General features: G+C 58.2%; 19 protein-coding genes and 1 pseudogene. 11 read left to right on the top strand and 9 right to left on the bottom strand.

Annotation, left to right across the window (positions count from 1 at the left end; all coding sequences use genetic code 11):
- The first annotated feature begins 27 nt into the window (after window positions 1-27).
- Genes BLP93_RS05965 through BLP93_RS05950 form a run of 4 tightly spaced genes read left to right on the top strand, consistent with a single transcriptional unit; the run spans window position 28 to window position 4933 of the window.
- Complete coding sequence (locus tag BLP93_RS05965) at window positions 28-1326, top strand: ABC transporter permease (RefSeq protein ID WP_092118554.1); 1299 nt, start codon at window positions 28-30, stop codon at window positions 1324-1326.
- 2 nt (window positions 1327-1328) lie between these two features.
- Window positions 1329-2318 carry an ABC transporter permease gene (locus BLP93_RS05960; RefSeq protein ID WP_092118551.1) on the top strand — a complete coding sequence of 330 codons (990 nt, stop codon included), beginning with the start codon at window positions 1329-1331 and terminating at the stop codon, window positions 2316-2318.
- A gap of 56 nt (window positions 2319-2374) precedes the next feature.
- A complete protein-coding gene (locus tag BLP93_RS05955; protein ID WP_092118548.1) occupies window positions 2375-4522 on the top strand; it encodes a dipeptide ABC transporter ATP-binding protein in 2148 nt (715 codons plus the stop codon).
- Window positions 4523-4564: 42 nt separating this feature from the next.
- The gene (locus BLP93_RS05950; RefSeq protein WP_092118545.1) at window positions 4565-4933 is read left to right on the top strand and encodes a YidH family protein; all 369 of its coding nucleotides are present in this window, start codon (window positions 4565-4567) and stop codon (window positions 4931-4933) included.
- 107 nt (window positions 4934-5040) lie between these two features.
- Here the strand turns inward: BLP93_RS05950 and BLP93_RS05945 are convergent, their stop codons facing one another.
- The 5 genes from BLP93_RS05945 to BLP93_RS05925 form a co-directional block, all read right to left on the bottom strand.
- On the bottom strand, window positions 5041-5868 hold the full coding sequence (locus tag BLP93_RS05945) for an MlaA family lipoprotein (protein WP_092118542.1): 828 nt from the start codon (window positions 5866-5868) through the stop codon (window positions 5041-5043).
- Window positions 5865-6506 carry an MlaC/ttg2D family ABC transporter substrate-binding protein gene (locus BLP93_RS05940; RefSeq protein ID WP_092118539.1) on the bottom strand — a complete coding sequence of 214 codons (642 nt, stop codon included), beginning with the start codon at window positions 6504-6506 and terminating at the stop codon, window positions 5865-5867. Before BLP93_RS05940 ends, BLP93_RS05945 begins: the two co-directional genes overlap by 4 nt.
- An 89-nt stretch (window positions 6507-6595) precedes the next feature.
- On the bottom strand, window positions 6596-7045 hold the full coding sequence (gene mlaD, locus BLP93_RS05935; protein WP_092118537.1) for an outer membrane lipid asymmetry maintenance protein MlaD: 450 nt from the start codon (window positions 7043-7045) through the stop codon (window positions 6596-6598).
- Entirely contained in the window at window positions 7042-8271 is a 1230-nt protein-coding gene (locus BLP93_RS05930; protein WP_092118534.1) for an ATP-binding cassette domain-containing protein, read from the bottom strand. Before BLP93_RS05930 ends, mlaD begins: the two co-directional genes overlap by 4 nt.
- Before the next feature lie 158 nt (window positions 8272-8429).
- Window positions 8430-9236, bottom strand: coding sequence for an MlaE family ABC transporter permease (locus tag BLP93_RS05925; protein ID WP_092118987.1), 807 nt, complete (start codon window positions 9234-9236; stop codon window positions 8430-8432).
- A gap of 462 nt (window positions 9237-9698) precedes the next feature.
- On the opposite strand from BLP93_RS05925, the gene BLP93_RS05920 reads away from it, so the two are divergent.
- Window positions 9699-10829 carry an endonuclease/exonuclease/phosphatase family protein gene (locus BLP93_RS05920; protein WP_092118531.1) on the top strand — a complete coding sequence of 377 codons (1131 nt, stop codon included), beginning with the start codon at window positions 9699-9701 and terminating at the stop codon, window positions 10827-10829.
- Between the two features lie 279 nt (window positions 10830-11108).
- On the opposite strand, the gene BLP93_RS05915 is transcribed toward BLP93_RS05920, so the two are convergent.
- From BLP93_RS05915 to BLP93_RS05900, 4 genes and pseudogenes are all read right to left on the bottom strand, one after another.
- Window positions 11109-12059 (bottom strand): ATP-grasp domain-containing protein, encoded by a 951-nt coding sequence (locus tag BLP93_RS05915; protein ID WP_092118984.1) that lies wholly within the window; start codon window positions 12057-12059, stop codon window positions 11109-11111.
- Between the two features lie 44 nt (window positions 12060-12103).
- Entirely contained in the window at window positions 12104-12376 is a 273-nt protein-coding gene (hgcB, locus tag BLP93_RS05910) for a mercury methylation ferredoxin HgcB (protein WP_092118529.1), read from the bottom strand.
- Window positions 12377-12387: 11 nt separating this feature from the next.
- Window positions 12388-13568: pseudogene (hgcA, locus tag BLP93_RS17535) on the bottom strand (mercury methylation corrinoid protein HgcA).
- Complete coding sequence (locus tag BLP93_RS05900) at window positions 13565-13843, bottom strand: ArsR/SmtB family transcription factor (protein ID WP_092118526.1); 279 nt, start codon at window positions 13841-13843, stop codon at window positions 13565-13567. Before BLP93_RS05900 ends, hgcA begins: the two are co-directional and overlap by 4 nt.
- Before the next feature lie 278 nt (window positions 13844-14121).
- Between BLP93_RS05900 and BLP93_RS05895 the strand changes: the two genes are divergently transcribed.
- The 6 genes from BLP93_RS05895 to BLP93_RS05870 all read left to right on the top strand — a co-directional run.
- Window positions 14122-15306, top strand: coding sequence for an efflux RND transporter periplasmic adaptor subunit (locus BLP93_RS05895; protein WP_161946205.1), 1185 nt, complete (start codon window positions 14122-14124; stop codon window positions 15304-15306).
- Window positions 15303-18575 (top strand): efflux RND transporter permease subunit, encoded by a 3273-nt coding sequence (locus tag BLP93_RS05890; RefSeq protein WP_092118520.1) that lies wholly within the window; start codon window positions 15303-15305, stop codon window positions 18573-18575. The genes BLP93_RS05895 and BLP93_RS05890 overlap by 4 nt, the downstream gene beginning before the upstream one ends.
- Window positions 18572-18808 carry a Fic/DOC family N-terminal domain-containing protein gene (locus tag BLP93_RS17575; RefSeq protein ID WP_341844735.1) on the top strand — a complete coding sequence of 79 codons (237 nt, stop codon included), beginning with the start codon at window positions 18572-18574 and terminating at the stop codon, window positions 18806-18808. Before BLP93_RS05890 ends, BLP93_RS17575 begins: the two co-directional genes overlap by 4 nt.
- Window positions 18809-18913: 105 nt before the next feature.
- Window positions 18914-19132: an addiction module protein gene (locus tag BLP93_RS17665; protein ID WP_092118517.1), complete on the top strand. Its 219-nt coding sequence runs from the start codon at window positions 18914-18916 to the stop codon at window positions 19130-19132.
- Complete coding sequence (locus tag BLP93_RS05875; RefSeq protein ID WP_092118514.1) at window positions 19129-19332, top strand: hypothetical protein; 204 nt, start codon at window positions 19129-19131, stop codon at window positions 19330-19332. The genes BLP93_RS17665 and BLP93_RS05875 overlap by 4 nt, the downstream gene beginning before the upstream one ends.
- 46 nt (window positions 19333-19378) lie before the next feature.
- The coding region (locus tag BLP93_RS05870) for an ISL3 family transposase (protein WP_139162921.1) at window positions 19379-20262 on the top strand (884 nt) is incomplete at its 3' end.

The raw sequence follows: 20262 nt of genomic DNA, 5'->3' as shown, positions 1-20262 counted from the left end.
GGATTCCGGCAAGTCTTTACTGAGCTCATGGCCCGATTCATCCTGCGGCGCCTGCTGCTTCTGCTGTTGACCATGCTTCTGGTTTCCGCGGCCGTGTTCCTGATCACCGAATCGTCTCCCGGGAACGTGGCTCGGAACGTGCTGGGCAGCTTCGTCACTCAAGAGCAGGAGGAGTCTTTCCTGGCCCAGATGGGCTTGGATAAGCCCGTTTACCTGCGATACACATATTGGCTGCTGGGCAGCGATTGGCATGCGTCGCAAAAGGTGGGGCTGCCCCTGCGGCGGATCAGATCCGAAGACGGCTTTCAGGAATGGTGGGCCGAACTTCAGGACGGCCGCCTGATCCGGTGGAAGTTGCAGGGGGAGAATATCCTGGCCGTGGTCCGTAACCCGGACGGTCCGGACGAGGTTTTTACGGACAATGACCGGTGGGAGTTGGATGAGGCCGGGGTGGGAACGTTCTGGGGCGTCAGTCAGGTTAATAGTGCCGTGAAGTGGCGCAAGGACACGGACACCACGGTCTGGAGCTTTGTCATGGGCTCGGGCTGGATGCAGACCAGCGGCGGGCCGGTGGAGTACATCCCGCTCAAGAAGGGGTTTTTGCGCGGCGATCCGGGCGTGTCCCTGCGCACGGGCCGGCCGGTTGCGGAAAGCCTGACTCTTCGTTTGCGCAACTCCCTGGTTCTCGCGGGATCGGCATTCGTAGCGGTTATGCCCCTGGCCCTGTGTCTGGGCATGCTCGCCGGGCTCAAGGAGGGCAGCTCCACGGACAGGATACTTTCCGTGGGAGGCATGATCTTTTCCGTGATCCCGGAGTTCGTCACCGGAATATTTCTGATCCTGATCATGTCCATGTGGCTGGGATGGCTGCCCGGAGCCGCCGTGTTCGGTGAAGCGGCGCCCTGGCAGAGGCCGGACATGCTCGTGCTGCCGGTGCTGACCCTGACCCTGGTGGAACTGGGTTACATTCTGCGCATCACCCGGGCGAGCATGGTGGAGGTAATGCGTTCACCTTACATCCGCACGGCCTTTCTGAAGGGACTTTCGTACCGGCGCATCGTCTTCCGGCATGCGGTCAAGAATGCGCTGATGGCGCCGATTACGGTGATCATGCTCCATGTGAACTGGCTGATGGGCGGAATCGTGATCGTGGAGGTGGTTTTCGGATATCCCGGCCTGGGCAAGTATTTGTTCGACGCGGCCATGTCCAAGGACGTTAACGCATTGCAGGCCGGTTCCATGGTGCTGGTCGTTCTCGCCGTGGGCACCCAACTTGTCGCCGACATTATCTACACCTTCCTGAATCCGCGAATCCGTTACGGGTAGGCATGAAGCACGCGAGACAAGAATCAATAACCAAACAGCCGCATGAGAAGCAGGCTCCCGGCACGACCTCAGTCCTGATCCCGGACGTGGTTTCAGCTCCTGTCGGAACATATCGGTTTTCGGCCGTCGGACGCACTTTCAGTCTGCTGCGATCTTCCCCTTCAGCCATGATCGGGCTGGCAATCGTCATGTTCTGGGTGATCACGGCGATCTTCGCGCCCCTGTTCACCAGTTACACCCCTTTTGAGCAGGATTGGCAGGCTCCCAATCAGGGGCCTTCTCGCGAACATATCCTGGGCACCGACGAACTGGGACGCGATCTCTGGGCCCGGCTGATCTACGGGGCGAGGGTGGTGCTGATCATCCTGCCGGTGACCGAAAACTTCTGGATTCCCGGCGGAACCGCCATCTGGGGCGTCCTGGTCGCCATGATGGCCGGTGTGACGCTGGGTCTGGTCAGCGGTTACCGCGGGGGCTGGACGGACGAAATCATCATGCGTCTGCTCGATGCCATGCTGGCCATTCCGATCATCCTGCTGTTCTTGTTGATCATGTCCGCCTTGGGCCAATCCGCGGTGAACATCGTCATCGCCATGACCATTGTCGGAACCCCTGGCATCGCCCGTCTGGTTCGAGGCCTGACCATGGACATCAAGACCAGGGAATACGTCCGCGCGGCCCAGACCAGGGGCGAGAGCTCCTGGTACATCATGTTCGTGGAAATACTGCCCAACGCCCGGGGGCCGATCATCGTGGACGGGATGCTGCGCGTGGGCTACGCCGTCTTCGCCATGGGCACCCTGGGATTTCTGGGGCTGGGACTGCCCCCGCCGTCGCCGGACTGGGGCAGCATGGTCGCCAAAGGGCGTGAATTCATCATGGCCGGCAGTCCCTGGGCGGCGCTGTGGCCGTCGCTGGCCATCGCCTCGCTGGTGGTCGGTCTGAACCTGCTGGCTGACGGAATCCGGGAAGAGACAATGAAGTATCAATAGGGTGATTGTCATTGAAGATGAATGCAAGAGCATGTTGAATAACGACGGAGAGGACGGTGAACAGGGATGACCGCCAGGACCGTGACGCGGTGCTTCAGGTCCGGGACCTGAAGATCGCCTATGAAACCCGGCAGGGCGATATTGATGCGGTGCGCGGCGTTTCGTTTGAAATCCGGGCGGGGGAGACATTGGGTCTGGTGGGCGAATCGGGTTGCGGAAAGAGCACCGTCGCCTACGGTCTCGTCAACTTTCTGGGACGCAACGGAAAGATCGTCCAGGGCAGCGTGCTCTTCCAGGGCAAGGAGTTGGTGGGCCGGTCCGAGCGGGAGCTGAAAAGATTGCGGGGCAACCGCATCGCCATGATCTACCAGGACCCCATGCAGGCTCTCAATCCATCGGTCAGGGTGGGAGAGCAGCTGGCGGAGGTCCTCACCTGTCACCAGTCCCTGCCTTGGAGCGAGGCGCGGGACCGATCCGTGGCCATGCTGGGACGGGTCAACATGCCCGATCCAGGTGAGATGATGCTGCGCTATCCACACCAGCTTTCGGGAGGCCAGCAGCAGCGGGTCGTCATTGCCATGGCCCTGCTCAACAATCCGGCGCTGCTGATCATGGACGAGCCCACCACGGCGTTGGACGTAACCGTGGAGGCCGCAGTGCTGGACCTGATCGCGGAACTCAAGAGCGAATTCCAGGCGGCCATCCTCTTCATCACCCACAATCTGGGCGTCGTGGCGCGGATCAGCGATCAGGTCTGCGTGATGTACGCCGGAGAACAGGTGGAGCAGGGGCCGGTGCAGGACATCTTTCACAGGCCTCGACATCCCTACACCATGGGCTTGCTGGCCAGCATTCCTCGGCTTGGGGACAGCAAGAACGAATCCTGGCTGACGCCCATTCGCGGCAGGATTCCGCCGCCGGCACAGCGGCCCGGCAACGCGTGCGTTTTCGCTCCGCGGTGCGACCATGTCGTCCCGGCATGCGTGTCAGGTCGACCGGATTTGCGGGAGATCGATCCTGGTCATGTTGTCCGGTGCATCTTCGCTGAAGACATCGCGCAGCAGCGGCGCTCTTGCCGAATGCCGCACAAGGTTGATGATTTGTCGAAGGGTATTCTTCAGGGCGATGTTCTCGCCGCGGACGGAGTCAGGATCTATTATCCCCAGCAGTCCAATTCCCTGGTCAGCCTCTTCGGTCTGGGGGAGCAAAGATTCGTCAAGGCCGTGGACGACGTGAGCCTGCGGGTGGCCAAGGGGCGGACCCTGGGCATCGTGGGGGAATCGGGGTGCGGCAAGTCCACGCTGGTCAAGGGCCTGATCGGTCTTGAACCGATTACTGGAGGCGAGGTTCATTTTCTCGGGCTTGACGCCACGGATCAGGTTTCCCGGAGGGATACGAATTTGATTCGGGAAATGCAGATGGTATTTCAGAATCCTGATTCCACGCTCAATCCGTCCTTCTCGGTGGGGTGGCAGATCGCCAGGCCTTTGCAGCGGTTCAGAACGGTTCCGAAGCATCGGATCAGGGAGGAAGTAATCCGACTGTTGCGAGCCGTGCGCCTGGATGAATCCTATTGCCAACGCCTGCCGCGCCAATTGAGCGGCGGCGAGAAGCAAAGGGTCGGCATTGCCAGGGCCTTGGCCAGCAGACCGGACCTGATCATCTGCGACGAGCCGGTCTCGGCCCTGGACGTCTCGGTGCAGGCCGCGGTGATCAACCTGCTCCTGGAAATCCAGCAGGCTTTCGGCTCGGCCATGATCTTCATCGCCCACGATCTCAGCGTGGTGCGATTTTTTTCGGACGACATCGCGGTCATGTACCTGGGACAGATCGTGGAGGCCGGGGCCGCGGAATCCATCTACACGCCACCTTCGCATCCCTACACCGAGGCCCTGCTCTCCGCCGTGCCCGTTCCGGATCCGGACGCCGAGCCGAACGCCATCCGTCTGTCCGGCAATGTCCCCAGCGCGCTGGATCCCCCCTCCGGATGCCGCTTCCATACCCGGTGCCCCAGACGGGAGGCGCTTCCTGGAAATGGCCAGGTCTGTGAACAAGAGGTTCCGCCGTGGCGGGAGAATGGCCGGGGCCATCGAATTCTCTGTCACATCCCGCTGGAAGAGTTGACGGAACTGCAACGTGACGGACACGAGACTGAAGCTGTGTTGAATGGCATTAAAAAATGCGGGACGAACCAGCTGATCTGACGCGCCGCCTGCAGGTCAGGTTGGTAATGTGCTGGAGAAGATATGAACACCGAGTCCAAAAATGAAATGGCCCATGACAGGACGGAATGGGCCCAGCAGAGGACCCTACTCGCGAAGGAACGCACTTTCATGGCCTGGGGTCGAACCGGAATATCGGCCATGGCTGCCGGCTTGGCCATAGCCCGATTTCTCGGCTCCGTGGATTCGGCATGGATCGCCCGCACCCTGGGCGCCGTGCTGATCGTGACCGGCGGCATCATCTTTGGCGTAGGATTTTTCAGCTACCGCAAGGCGCTTAAAAAATTGTCCGCCGTGGGAGTGCGCGGGGCTCCCCTGTGGATCATCGGCGCAATCACATTTGGCCTGATGTTCAGCTCCGCGCTGGCGTTGCTGCTGATTTTCGAGGAGTAGCTGGACGGAAAATATCGCTGTGGGAACCAAGGCTTTATGCAAAGCATCACCCAGATGCATCTCAAACAACACCACCGATCCCGATAATCCAAAGCAAACTTGTCTCGTCAGTCTTGGACCAATCTGCTCCGATACTGGATATAAGCGTCTCGCATGGCGATGTACGGATCGATGGCCGTCTCCTTCAAATTTTCATACCGACCGATTTCCAGAGAAAAAGTATTGACCTGGTCCACGGCCTTCAACTCAACCCAGGGATAGTTCAGGGGAGCATAACGCAGAGGATCCAAAAAATAGTCGCCGACAAGACCCACGGAATCGCGCAACGTGGATGGCCCCAGTATCGGCCAGACAATATAAGGCCCTTTGCCCACGCCCCAAAATCCAAAGGTCTGCCCGGTGTCCTCCGGAGTAACCTCCAGGCTTGGAAACGCGTCGGAAATTTTGACCAGACCAAGAAAGCCGAAGGTTGTATTCAATGCGAAGCTGCCTGTTTCCTTGGCGACCTTGCCCCCCTTGCCCTGGAGCAGCCCATTCACGGCGCGGATGGGGTATCGAAGATTTGTGAAGAAGTTTTGCACCCCGATCCGCAAGGGCTTCGGAAGCACCATGGCGTATACCTCGCCAACCGGCTTAAATAAAAGGAAATAAAGCCTGTCGTTGAGGGTAAAAACTGCCCTGTTCCATCTCTCCAGGGGGTCGGCGACACGTGCGGGCGCTTGCGTCTCGCCTAGATCCTCCCACTCCTCATCCCACCAGTCATCGTCCTCGAACCCGTCGTGCTGATCTGGATTGTTCGAGACGCCGCTGTCAACGTCCGCCATGCCGGACAATTCCGGGTTGGGATTGTTTCTGGCGGCGCATCCTGCTCCGAACATCAGCAGGCATGCCAGGCAGAGAGAGATCAGCCTTAAGCGGGACAAGCTTGAAATCATCTGGTCACCTCGATCTTTTCCGCTTCGGGGTCGGCCCGCAATCGTTCCACTCTGGTGCGCAACGCGTCCAGCAATCCCTCGACGCCTCTGCGGTTGAGAATATCCTCGAACTGCGCACGAAAGTTCTGGGACAAGCTGATGCCTTCTCCGTGAATGTCGTATATCCGCCAGACCCCATTATCATCATAGAGCCGATACAAAACCGAGATCGGCCCCTTATCGAGCAATATTCTGGTTTCCACCTCAGCCCGGGAAACGCGCGCTCCCGGTTCCGTCAGCAAGGATTCCCGGGTGTAGGCGATCTCTTCGTCGGAATAGTCGGCGATGTGGTTGCGGTACGTGCGCTCGATTAATTCCGAATACAACGACACAAACGTTGCCTTCTGCGAATCATCCAACTGTCGCCACCCGCGTCCGAGGGTCACACGGGAAAGGACTTCATAGTCAAAGTGTTCGTCGACAATATTTTTGATCCGCTCAAATTTGCTGTCGATGATCCTTTGGTCGGAACCGTTCGGCTCTCGCAGGATGCTGAGGATTTGATCGACAGCTGTCTGCACGGTGGCCATGGGGGAAGAAGCCTGTGCCGAAGCTGCAAACAGCAGCAGAAAGGCCACGACAATTATTTTTTTCATCATGATGAACCTCCTATCTGTTCGTCTCCTTCATCTTCTCACGACCTGCCCTATTTGCATTTTCTTCACACGCATTATCCGCAATGCGTGCGTTACTCGACTTCTCCAAAGGCGAACCGGCCGATCAGATTCTCAATATCCAGCGCCGGTACGGTATCCACGATGGTTTCTCCGGGACCGAGAACGAAATCCGAACCCCCAGGGGCGATCTCAACGTATTTGTCTCCGATCAGTCCGCGGGTTTTTATTGATGCGACGGAATCATCAAAAACCGGCACACCCTTGTCGATCCGCAGGGTCACGATAGCCACCAGGTCCTGTGGATGCAGATTGATGCTCTCGACCTTGCCGATTCTGACTCCGGCCATTTCCACGACGCTTCCTTGATTCAATCCCGCGGCGGAAGTGAATCGGGCATTGAGTTCATACGATCCGGTGCCCAGCAGTTCGAATTCTCCCAATTGGATGGTGAGATAGCCGAGGCAGAGCAGCCCGATGAGCATGAACACGCCGACGCCTGTTTCCAAACCGAATTTCTTCATTTTTTTTCCTTTTTCTCCCGTACCGGACAAACAACTCGCTGCTCATCGTCTCGAGCCGTCATGATCAGGGCCTGCAAGTCAGGATATTCATCAATTTCCGTTATGCCAAGGTTGATGCAAAAATTCATGTAGCCCTGATGTTTTGTGCCGTCGGTGAGACGCTTCATGCTCCCGATTCGATCCAGCATTGCCGTGCGGAACGCATCGATCTGGCTGGAATCGGTCACCTGAAAATAGGCGGCGATTTCATTTTTACCGATTCTCACGGCACGTCCGCGGTCGCCCAATTGCGTGATCAATCCATCAGAAATGCCCTGGATTATGCGTTGCGCGGCTATATGTCCCACGTGCTCACCCACCTCATCCAATCCGTCCAGCTTCAGAAGAATGAAGCCGAAGCGCTCTCCAAGCCGGATGCTGTTTCTGAGCTGTCTGAAGCTGATCATGAACTCTTTGCGATTGTCCAAGCCGGTCAGATCGTCCTTAAGCAGTTCGACACTGTTCAGAAAAGCCTGGATCTCAGGATCGGTGGATTGCTCCAGAAAGATCGGCGATCCCTCGAAAATAATCCCCTGGGTATCAATGATCGCCACCTTGTCCGCGATGTAAAATACATCAGGTATGTCATGACTGACTACGACCGCCGTGAATCCCAGCTTTCGCTGATAATGGGCGATCATGTTCAGAACGGCGTTTTTTCTGATCGGGTCGAGTCCGGTTGTCGGCTCGTCGAACAGGACGATCTCCGGATCGGTAATCAAGGCCCTGGCCAAGGCAACACGCTTTTGCATCCCCCCTGATATCTGTGAAGGGTACTTGTTCAACACATCGGAAATTTCCAGCTGTGTCGTCCGTTCAATGACTTTTTCTCGAATTATTTTGGGGCCAAGGCTGGTTTTTTCACTCAAAGGCAAGGCAATGTTCTCGAAGACGGTCATGGAGTCGAACAGTGCGTTATTCTGAAACATGTAGCTGAAACGGCTCTTCAAAGCGAACATGTCCGCTCGATTCATGCCGGAAAGAGGCTTTTCCTTGAAGTAAATTTCCCCGCTGTCCGGCTTGAGCAGTCCGATGATGTGCTTCAGGAAGACCGATTTGCCAACCCCGCTTTTCCCGATGATAACCGTGACCTGCCCGCTGAAAATTTTCAGGTCCACGTCCTTCAGGACGATGTTGCCGTTAAAGCTTTTACAGACCTTTTCAAAGCGAATGACTGATTCTTGCATGACGTTCCTGGCTGAGTGTTGAAAAAGTCCTTATCCGGCAGTTCGTGAAAAAATTCCAAGTGCAAGGAGCAATAAATGGTCAAGTTTGAAGCATAAGGCTCATGCGTGAGAGTTTGATTTTTTGCAACGCCGCAGCAATTGGGAGTTTCAGCGAACTGCTAGAGCAAAAATGAAGTCATGACATAGTCCACGACCAAAACAGCCACGCACGACAAGACCACGGCGGAAGTCGTGGACAAGCTCACTCCCTTGGCTCCGAACCCGTTTGGCCGCATATGTGTGAAATATCCCTGAAAGCAGCAGATGACCGTGACCAGGAATCCGAAAACCACTGCCTTGGCAAAGCCTCCGGTGATGTCCTGCATGACGACGCTTGCCTCGATCTGGGTGAAGTATGTCCCGGCACTGAGGTGAAGGAGCATTACGCTGGTCAGGTACCCGCCTATGATGCCCACTACGTTGAACACGGCCGTCAATAGAGGAAAACTGATCAGGGAGGCCACAATGCGGGGACTCACCAGAAACTTGATCGGATTAATGTTCATCGTGTCCAGCGCGTCAATTTGTTCGGAAATGCGCATGATGCCGATTTCCGCGGCCATGGACGAACCCGCCCGGGCAATGATCATGATGGCTGTGAGCACAGGGCCAAGCTCGCGGATCAAGGACAGCGCGACAGCCGGCCCCAGCAGGCTTGTCGAGCCGAACTTGGCCAGAGTGTAGTAACCTTGCAGGCCCAAAACCATGCCAGTGAAAACGGAAACCAGAAGAATGACGGGCAGGGACCGAAAGCCGATGAAATACAGCTGGTTCAGAATTTTTCGGAATTGGAGAGGCGCGGTGAATATGTGCGCGACGGCAAGAACGGCGAAGATGGTCATTGCGCCCAGTTCATTGATCAAGGCAATGCCTCTCCGCCCCAATGCGGCAAAAGGGTTTTCGCGTCGATCTGTAAATTCAACCATTACAATCGGCCCCCGGAAACAGGTTAATCCCACAAGTCCAATGGCCACATCCCGACGCACCGCATCCAGGCCGGTCACACAGAAGAAATGTCCTCGAAAGCATATCAAGGTTGTGGACGCCAGGCTATTGAATATTTTGGGCCTCGTCCACATCACGATTATGTTATTGATATGAGTCGCCGAGGGAATGTCAAATGAGTGCTTTGATGCGCCTCACCTCGGTCCTGAATAGTGCCTCGCAGTACCGCCCTTGCCGGTGTGAATCCAGGCGCTCGACCCGGCTGCATGCGTCGGAAAGCCACCGATGACTGGCATGCTATGTGTGACGTTCCTTTTTGACGAACGGGACAAAAATGCATACACTTTTATAAAGTTAAACATTAGCGGTGCTTTATGTCCGGAATAAAAGCTTCCGCGTCGGGCTCCAGGTGAGACCTTGCGGTCGCATTCCTCTTTTGCATCATGTCAATAATACCCGAAGGGAAAGCTCTCCATTTCTTCTGCCGCGTCGCCCTGGGCCTGCTTTCGTTGGCGTTGGTCTTCGGCACCGCGGTCCCTCTCCTCCGTAGCGACGCTTGGTGGATACGTATCTTCGATTTTCCGCGGATACAGATTGCCGTGCTGATAGGGCTGACGCTGGCAGGCTATGCGGCACTGCGTTATTTCGGACGATTGCGGCCATGGGAACATGCGCTTGCCGCGGTGGTCGGACTTGCGCTGGTCTGGCAGCTCATTTCCATCGCGCCCTACACGGCGCTTTATCCCACGCAAATGTCGGACAGCCGCGCCGAAGACGATTCCAACCGCATATCGCTCCTGGTCTACAACGTGCTCTACGACAATCGTGAAGTGGGAGCGCTGCGCGACCTCATACGCAAAACCGATCCCGACCTTATCCTGCTCAGCGAACCGACCCAGTGGTGGCTTGAACAGCTCGACGGCCTGGAAGACGACTATCCATACACGATACGCCAGCCGCAGGAGAATCATTACGGAAAGCTGCTGTATTCCCGACTGGAGCTGGTGGATCCGGAGATCCGGTTTTTGATTGAGCCGGAAATTCCGTCGCTTCGCTCCCAGGTCCGGCTCCGTTCGGGAACGCTCGTAACCCTCTATGGCGTTCATCCACGCCCTCCCGGTCTCAAACGTCACGACGAAGGGGAAGACGGCGAACGCGAAGACTCTGATATGCGGGATGCCGAGTTGCTGTTGGTTGCCAAAGAGGTAAAGAAACTTGGGGACGTGCCGGTCATCGTCGCCGGCGATTTCAACGACGTGGCCTGGTCGCACACCACGCATCTTTTTCAGCGGATCGGGGGATTGCTCGACCCACGGGTGGGCCGAGGCTTATTCAACACCTTTGACGCCAGAAGCCGCCTCCTGCGCTTTCCGCTGGATCACGTTTTCGCATCCGAGCATTTCCGTCTCGTCGAGCTACGTCGCCTTCCCGACATCGGATCCGACCACTTTCCCTTCTTCGTGGTTCTCGACTACGATCCCGCCGCTTCCGTGGCACATGAAGAACCCCGGCCGGACGCCGGCGATGAACAAGAAGCTGCCGAGGCCATCGACAAAGGGAAGTCTAACGACTGACAAGGCAAAGAAAGGACTCATGAGGTGAGCCAGGGCATATATACGTCTGAACCACCCCAGATAATGCAAAGTTGCTGCATGCATACAACGTACTTACGGCCAGCCGTGATGGCCATTTCCGAAACCTCGACAAAAACCGAAGGCATTTGCTCTCCTATCGTTCCAGGAACTGATAGCCAGTCTCCGCTCCATTCCGAGAGGCGCACTCAAGTTGGAAAAGCCGGTGGTCTGAAGCGGAGCGGATTTGCATGCCGGTGAACTCTCCTGGTGTTTATCGGTTTATCGCCGCCTGGCATCCGGATCGGCAAGGTGCTGAGCGATGGCTAGGGCGAAATTGTCCGCGGCCTGCGGGTGGTGACGCAACCAGAGCTCCGGTTCGATGAGTTCCAACTCCATGACCGCCAGCCGTCCGTCTTCGCACCGGACCATGTCCACGCGACCGTAGCTTGGGTACGGGTTGCAGGCGGCCATGGCCCGCTCGGCCAGTTCAATGTGCTCCGGGGACGGATCAAGGAGGTGGACCGTTCCGCCGTAATCGTCCTGCACGCGGAAATCGCCTGCTTTCGGAACCTTCCGGACCGCATGGGTTACCCGGCCATTGATGACCATCACTGTATCCTCGCCGGTGTGGATGATGTCCTTGATGAATGGTTGAAGCAAGAAGGTCTCGGCGTCGAGGTGCGGTTGAACGAGGGTCTGTACGGTGTCGGCGGTTTCGCGATTGAGCCGGTAGGTGTGGCGGGCGCCGCCGGATATGCATGGTTTGAGGACCGCTTCGTCCCATCCGGCCGCATCAAGGACCTCGCGCAGGCTCGGGGCGGCACCTGGTTCTAGAAGCCGGAACGGAACAACGGGGACGTTACGGGACGCCAAGTCAACAAGATAGTGTTTGTCCAGATTCCACCAGATGATTTCAGGTGTGTTGCACAGCCGGGTCTGAGACTGGACGCGGCGCAGCCAAGTGCAAAATTCCGTGATCCGGTCGAAGTAGTCCCAGGTGGTCCGGAAGACGGCGCATCGGAACAGCGACCAATCGACATCCGTCCGGGACCAGTCCACCCGGATGGAGGACAACCCGATCCGGGCGAGGGCATCTTGAAGCAACTCGTCGTCCCGAAGGATGTTGCCCAGGTACCAGTCGTCTTGGGTCGTATAGTTCCCGGCGTAGCGGCGTTCGGTCAAAAGGGCCACATCGACCTTTAATGGGGTGGTTGGTTGAGATATTTTCATCCGTCGGACCTTTTTTAATGAATTTTGCAGGGTTGCCGACGAGATCAACAACCCTTACTGCGCTTCCTGGGAAGCCACGTCTGGATGATGTAACTGGCGCAGCCCACACCGGGGGTCACGGTGATGGCCTCGGTGGGGCAGTTCAGGGCGCAGGCTCCGCATTCCATGCAGGCCTCGCGGTCCATGACGGCGGCCTTGCCGTTGCACAGGACAAATATTCGGTGCGGGCAGACCGTGGCGCAGAGGCCGCAACCAACGCATTTATCCTCATTATACAGCAAGGTGGCCACGTTTTGAAGATGTCGGTATCGTTTCATCAGGTGCGTCCTTACTGCAGGTTGCCCCAGACAAAGCAGACCATGGACAACGCCGTCGAGCCGGCGAGGATGGGGATGACCGCCCGCATTTCCTTTTCCACGCCGGACGGCGAGGTATATGGCGTGGAGCCGGTGAAGTTCAGCGCCAGCCAGGCGGAGAGGGTCATGGTCCATAGCCCTGCCCCGACCAGGGTGAGCCAGGATAAAACCGGAAAAAGTACCGGCAGGGTGAGGGCGGGAAAGAGTCCCAGGCCGGCTCCGGCCAGGGAAAAGAGGCGGGTGGGAAATAGGGGGAGCAGCAATGGAAACGCAACTGTTCCGCTGATCAGACCAAACAGGGTGGCCGTGCCGGCCACGGTCCAGCGCTGAGCGATTGCCTGTCGGGAAAGGTCCGGCCCGATCAGGCTCAGCACCGCGGCGATGGTCAGGACCGTCGACAGCATCTTCCATCCCAAAACCAGTTCCACGGGAATCACTGCAAGCCGTTCCACGAGGGAAAAGGTGACTTCCCGCATGGCCTCGTCCGCGCCGTGATCCAGGAAGCGGGGCAGGTCCTCGGCCCGGACCGGACCCAGCACGGCCTCGAAGCCCGTGGCCTTGCGAACGTCCCGGAGGGCCGGACTCCGTTGGCGGCCAGTTGGGGCAGGATCAGACGGCGATGGGACACGACATGGTCCAGACCGGCCTTGCGGACCTGCAGGGTGACGGCTTCGGCGCAAAACGATCCCTTTCCGCCTGCACACCAGACATTGATGCCCCGGGTGTCGACCACCAGCAGCCAGGCGTCGCGACCGCTCAGAGCTTGGCGGACCGTGTCGAAGGTCAGCTTGTAGTTTGCCGTCACCACCACCGGAGTGTCCGGAGTGGGAGTGCCTACAGCATACAGACCGGGATTGACGGTGTAGGTGTTGCGGCAAAGGCCCAGGCGGGCACGGCAGTCGCCCAGGCGATCCCGAAACGTGGGACTGGATCTGACGCGGGGAACTCGCCCCGACGGTGTGGGGATGAATCCGTCCACATAGGACTCGATGCGATAGCCGGGCAGGTCGTCGGCCCCTGCACCAGGGGCCGGAGGCGGACCTCAGCAGGCGGCGGCGCCTGAGTCAGTTCCTGGTTCGGCAACATCGGGACGGTTCGGATTCGAAGTGTCGGTACAGGATGGGGCCACGGGAAAAGGCTGTAGTGGGTTCATGACGCTTCCAGTTCGGTGATCAGGCTCATGAGCTGGGCCACACGGGCTCTGTCCACACAATAGCAGATGCGCGGTCCCTCGATCTCGCCGCGGATCAGACCGGCCTCCTTGAGTTTTTTCAAGTGTTGGCTGACCGTGGATTGAGCCAAAGGCAGGAGGTCGACAAGATTCCCGCAAACACATCGATTCACTTTCAGCAAATGGCGCAGGATGGCTACACGAGCCGGATGGCCCAGGGCCTTGCAACATTGAGCGAGTGTCTGGTCGTTTGTCATGTCGGGAAGTCCTAAATCGTTTATCGTAAATAAACGATAGCATTGCCAGGGTCAATGCAGAACTATCCTTGTGAATCTCCCGGCACTTTTTGACACAAAAGGCAATTTTCATCTTGTGAACGTCGAGTCCGATATGTACGTTTCAGTGAAGCCCTCCCATGGTTGTTCAATTGCCCGGAGTTCTAAGCAGTGACGTCAAAGCGGTTGCCTGACCACGTTGTCATTGCAAATTGCACCGAATTGTTATGATTGCCTTTCATGGAGCACTTGAAAAAATCATGATCAATCAAATATCCAAAAAAAACTTTCGCCTCGTGATGCTGGTTCTTTTGCCGGCTGTCGTGGTCCTGGCCGGGTTATGGCTTTTTAGGGGCAACGGTCAGGATCTGGCCCCGTCCCAAACGGCACCTCGACGAACAGCCTTGCCGGAAGGAGCGCAAACGGTTTTGATTTCGCGGGTCCCGACTCCGGCATGGGTGGAAGCCGTGGGCGTGATCCGTCCGGTGGGCGAAATGACCATCAGTGCTCAGATTCAGGCCATGGCCATGGAGGTGCTGGTCCGTTCCGGCCAGGAGGTTCGTCGGGGTGAACTGCTGCTGACCCTGGACGATCGCGAGCTGCGGGCTCGGCTGGCCCAGGGTCGTCATGAAACCGAAGCCCTGGAATCCGCCATGGAGGAGGCAGAAATGGCGCTGGAAGCAGCCCGGGCCGGACTTGACCTGGCCAGCGCGGAATATGAGCGAATCAGCGCCCTGCATGACAAAGGTGCTTCCGCGACCAGCGAATTGGATCATTCCAGGACACGATTCCTGCAAGCCAGGGCCGAGGCAGGACAAGCGGAACAGGCCCTGTCCGGACTGCGCGCCCAGCTCCGCCGGGCCGGCCAACTTGTGGAAGAACTCCTCGTGGCTCTGGGGCATACCCGGATCAACGCATCCCAGGATGGAACCATTGCCCAGCGGAACGTGGAACCAGGGGACGTGGTTCGCCCCGGACAGACCTTGTTCTTGCTGCTCAGTCGGCAAATGCATCTGGAAGTTCAGGTACCTGAACGCTTCCACGAGTCGATGGCCACCGGCTCGGTACTCACGGCGCGGGTGGATGTGATTGACCGGGAATTCGAAACCGTTGTGGCTGAGCTCGAGCCTTCTGCCACCGCGGATTCGCGGACGTTTCTGGTCAAACTGTCCCTGGAGCGGGCGCCGCCGGAAACAGTCGCCCGGATCCAGCCCGGCATGTTCGGCCGGGTGCAAATCCCCTTGTCGGATAAACAAACCATCCTGATCCCCAGGGAGGCAATTTTGCGCGTGGGGCAACTGGAAATGGCCGCCGTGGTTCATGAAGGGGGCGTTTACTCCCTGCGCCACCTGCGTCTGGGCCGGCCCTGGGGCGACATGATCGAGGTCCTGTCCGGCCTGGAAGGCGGCGAAACCGTCTGGCTGCATCCTATACAACGCCAATGACCGAGTCTTCAGCCCAGCGTCCTTCCGGGATCGCCGCCGCCCTGGTGGCGCCCTTTCTGTCCTCGCATCTGGCCGGGGTCTTTTTGGCTCTGGCCCTGACCCTGGGCGTTGCGGCCCTTCTGATTACGCCCCGGGAAGAGGAACCACAGATCATCGTGCCCATGGCCGATGTGATCGTCCAGGCTCCGGGAGCCGGGCCTGCGGAAGTGGAAAAACTGGTGGCCACGCCTCTGGAAAAGCTGCTCTGGCAGATCGACGGCGTGGAGTACGTCTATTCGGTTTCCCGGCGTGATCAGGCCGTGGTTACAGTGCGTTTTTTCGTGGGCGAGGACCGGGAGCGATCCCTGGTCAAACTGCACAACCAGATCATGATGCACGAGGACCAGGTTCCGCCCCTGGTCACGGGTTGGTTGGTCAAGCCAGTGGAAATTGATGATGTGCCGGTTCTGACCCTGACCCTTTATTCCCCGACGCAATCCGATTTTGCCCTCCGCCGCATCGGCGAGGAATTTCTGGCCCGGCTGTCCGAGATTCCCGACGTATCCCGAACCGAGATCTTCGGGGGCCGTCACCGGGAAATCCGGGTGGAGGCGGATCCTTTGCGTATGGCCGGCCGAGGCGTCTCCTTCGCGGATCTGGAACGCGCTTTGGCCGCGGCGGACACGGCTCTGAGCGCCGGCAGCCTGCTCCAGGGGAACAAGGAGATCAACCTTCTGGGCAATGCTCAGTTCACCTCGGCCGCGGATGTGGCTCGGGTGGTCGTGGGCGTACATCAGGGGCGTCCTGTATATTTGCAGGATGTGGCAACCGTTGCCGACGGTCCCAGCGAACCGTCCACGTACACCCGGATCGCCTTTGGCCATGAATATGCCCGAACCATAGGACTGCCGGTTCCGCCCGCCGAAGGAGGGTATGGCGAGATGGCCGCCGTGACCCTGGCTCTGGCCAAGCAGCGCGGAGCCAATGCCGTCTCGGTGACCCGTGACCTGCTGGCCGCGGCCGAAGAATATCAGGCTTTGCTGCTGCCCGAGGACGTGCACCTGGAAGTCACGCGGGATTACGGCCGGACAGCCCAGAACAAGGTTGACGAACTGCTATGGTCGCTGTTTTTCGCCGTGACCACGGTGGTGATCGTACTGGCCCTGACCTTGGGGCCGCGGGCCGCCCTGGTGGTGGCCGTGGCCATTCCGGTGAGTTTTTCCCTGGCTTTGTTCAGCAGTTATCTGCTGGGTTATACCATTAATCGGGTCACGCTTTTTGCCCTGATTCTCTCCCTGGGGCTGGTGGTGGACGATCCCATCACCAATGTGGACAACATCAAACGGCACATGCGGCTGGGCCATCCCAGTCCGTCCTGGGCCACCATGGCCGCGGTTTCCGAAGTCTTCGTGCCGGTGTTGATGTCCACCCTGGCCATCATCGCCTGCTTCGTGCCGCTGTTTTTCATCACCGGCATGATGGGGCCCTACATGGAGCCCATGGCCGCCAATGTCCCTCTGACGGTCATCTTCTCCACAATCTGCGCCCTGACCATCGTGCCCTGGCTGTGCAACATGCTTTTGCGCGGACGGGCCAGAGCGGAGGCGGGCCGACAACGGCAATCCGAAACCGGATCATCCGCAACCGGAGTGCCGGAATGGATATTGCGGTCCTATCGGAAGGTGGTCGGGCCGTTCCTGGATTCCCGTGCCCTGCGCATGACCTTGATTTTCCTGGTTCTCGCACTTTTGGCCATCGCTGTCTCTCTGGCCCTGCTGCGCATGGTGCCGTTAAAAATTCTGCCCTTCGACAATCGCAACGAATTCCAGGTGGTCGTGGACATGCCCGAAGGCACGCCGCTGGAAACCACGGACGCCGTGCTACGGGATATGGCGGTCTATTTGGCCGAACTGCCCGAGGCCACCAGCATTTTGACGTTTGTCGGCACGGCTTCGCCCATGGATTTCAACGGCATGGTCCGTCGGTATTACAGCCGTGAAGGCGGGCATCTGGGCGATATCCGGGTCAACCTGACGCCCAAGAGCGAACGCGACACGCAAAGTCACGAGATCGTCCTGGCCGTGCGTCGCGGTCTGGAAGACATTGCCCGGCACTGGTCGGCCAGCCTGAAGATCGTGGAAATTCCTCCCGGCCCGCCGGTCATGGCTACATTGGTTGCGGAAATTTACGGCAAACCTGAACAGTCCTACGAGCAACTGTTTGCCGGAGCGGTCCAGGTCCGGGAATTGATGGAAGAAATGGAATTCGTGGTGGATGTGGACGACAGCCGGACAGCCCCGCGCCAGAGGCTGACCTTTGTTCCGGACCGGGAAAAGGCCGCTCTGCACGGGATCAGCGCCCGGGAATTGCTGCACGCCCTGCACCTGGCCGTGGGCGGTGCATCCGTGGCCGCGATCCATTCACCCCATGAGCGCCAGACCCTTCCGGTACGGGTGATCATGCCCCGTGAGCTGCGCTCATCCGTCGCGGATTTGGAGGCTCTCTACGTACGCGGGGCCGACGGCGTAATGCTGCCACTGGGCGAACTGGGAACGTTTTTTTGGGAGATGGAAGAACAGCCGATTCTGCACAAGAATCTGCGGCAGGTGGTGTACGTGACCGCGGAAACCGTGGGTCTGCCCCCGGCCGAAGCCGTGCTGGACCTGCAGGCCAAACTGCGCGCGTCGCCCTTGCCTCAGGGGTTGAGCGCGGTTTGGAACGGAGAGGGAGAGTGGAAAATTACCGTGGACGTGTTCCGGGATCTGGGGCTGGCGTTTGGCGCGGCCATGGTCGGCATATATCTCCTGCTGGTGGTCCAGACCGGCTCCCTGGCCTTGCCGCTTTTGATCATGACCGCCATCCCGCTGACGCTGATGGGCATCATGCCCGGTTTCTGGCTGCTGAACCTGCTCACCGGACGTGAGGTGCAGGGATTTGCCGACCCGGTTTTTTTCACGGCCACGGCCATGATCGGAATGATCGCCCTGGGCGGTATCGTAATCCGCAACTCCCTGGTGCTCATCGATTTCATCCGCGCCGCCGTGGCCCGGGGCCAGGAATTCCGTGATGCCGTTCTGCAGAGCGGCGCCATCCGTCTGCAACCCATCGTGCTTACGGCCCTGACCACGGCCTTGGGCGTCTGGCCCATCACCCTGGACCCGGTCTTCTCCGGCCTGGCCTGGGCCCTGATCTTCGGCCTGATCGCCTCCACGGCCTTTACCCTGATCCTTATCCCGGTGGCCTACTACGTCCTTTTCAAGCCCGCGGATGAAACTACCGCAAGCCGATGACGCGTGGACGCATCATTGATTTCACCCGCGAGTATTTTTCCAGTAGACTTGTTCCGGCACGACGATGGAGCAAAATTTTAACCATCCCAAGCCAAACAGACAATAGTAGCTCAGCTTTCCAGATGCATGTGCTCAAGGAGACGCAGACATCCAGCAAGATCAAGGGAACTCAGGCCGGCACAGACGAAGCACTGATGGAGGAAGAGCAGATCAGACCGGGGAAACGTGGGTAAACAAATTGGCGCGTCACTGAGTTCGGCATTCGTGGCGGAAGAAAGAACATCGATTGCCCACCAAAGGGCAATGGGATAATATTTTGGCGAATGGAGGAATGAACGATGCAACTGACGATTCCATTAGACAAAATGACAACCGCGGACAAATTGAGAGCGCTGGAGGATATCTGGAGCAATCTGCAGCGCACACCGGACGAGGTTCCATCTCCAGCTTGGCACGCCGACGTTCTCCAAGCTCGGGAGAATCGGGTGCGTGAGGGGGCATCCCAATTTGGAGATTGGGCGGACGCCAAGCATCGGATTCGCGAGCAAACCCGATGAACATCCGGATTTTGGATGAAGCCGAGCAGGACCTGGTTGACGGGTTCCGGTTCTACGACCTGCAAGAAACAGGGATGGGAGACTACTTTCTGGATTCCCTTTTCTCGGATATCGACTCGCTTCGTCTCTATGGCGGAATCCACTCCGTCAGTTTCGGCTACCATCGTCTTCTGGTTCTTCGACGTTTGATGTGGAATTGACTGACCACAACCTGTTTAGGTAGCCCTCTCCGCAGGAGGGCTTGCCATGTTTGCTGAAGAAATTTTTGCCTTGGGCCTGGGCCTTACGCCGCCTTGGAAAGTTATGAGCCAACATCTCGACACAGAGGACACCCCGACCAAGCTCATGTTAGAGATCGGAGCCGAGCGGGGTGTCCTGTATCCGTGTCCCAAATGCGGTTCCGCATGCAAGGCCCACGACTTCAAGGAGTACACCTGGAGACACTTGAACTTCTTTCAGCATCATTGCTACCTCACGGCTCGAGTGCCGCGGATTGATTGCCTTGAACATGGCATCCGCCGGGTGGAAGTCCCTTGGGCCAGAGAAGGCAGTCGTTTCACCCTGCTTTTCGAGCAAGTGGTCATGTCCCTTGTCCGTGAGATGCCGGTCAACGCCGTTGCTCGCCACGTTGAAGTCACGGATAAACGCTTGTGGCGCATCGTCCGCCATTATGTGTCCAAAGCCATTGCCGCACTGGATCTGAAGAGCCTTAAGGCTGTCGGCCTGGATGAGACGGCCTCCAAACGCGGACACAACTATATCACCGTTTTCATCGACCTGGACCGGACCGAAAAACCTGTGATCTTCGCGACCCCCGGCAAAGGCAAAGAAGGCCTGGCGAAGTTCTGTTCGTTCATTGAGGCGCACGGCGGTCATCCCGATAACGTCATCGAGGTTGTCTGCGACATGTCGCCAGCTTTCCTTTCGGCCATTGAGAAAGAATTCAAGGCCGCCAAGGTCACAGTAGACTGGTTCCATGTGGTCCAACTCTTCACCAAGGCTGTCGATGATGTCAGAAAGCTGGAGGCTAAGCAGACCAAACTGCCGGAGCATACCCGCTGGACCGTGCTCAAAGGCGGGGAAAAAGGACGCACAGATGGCCAAAAGAACGCTCTGCTGGAACTCGTCGA

This window comes from Desulfonatronum thiosulfatophilum (genome assembly GCF_900104215.1).
Taxonomy (GTDB): Bacteria; Desulfobacterota; Desulfovibrionia; order Desulfovibrionales; family Desulfonatronaceae; genus Desulfonatronum; species Desulfonatronum thiosulfatophilum.
The sequence above is the reverse complement of the archived record's forward strand: the minus strand, read 5'-3'. Positions and strand labels throughout refer to the sequence as shown.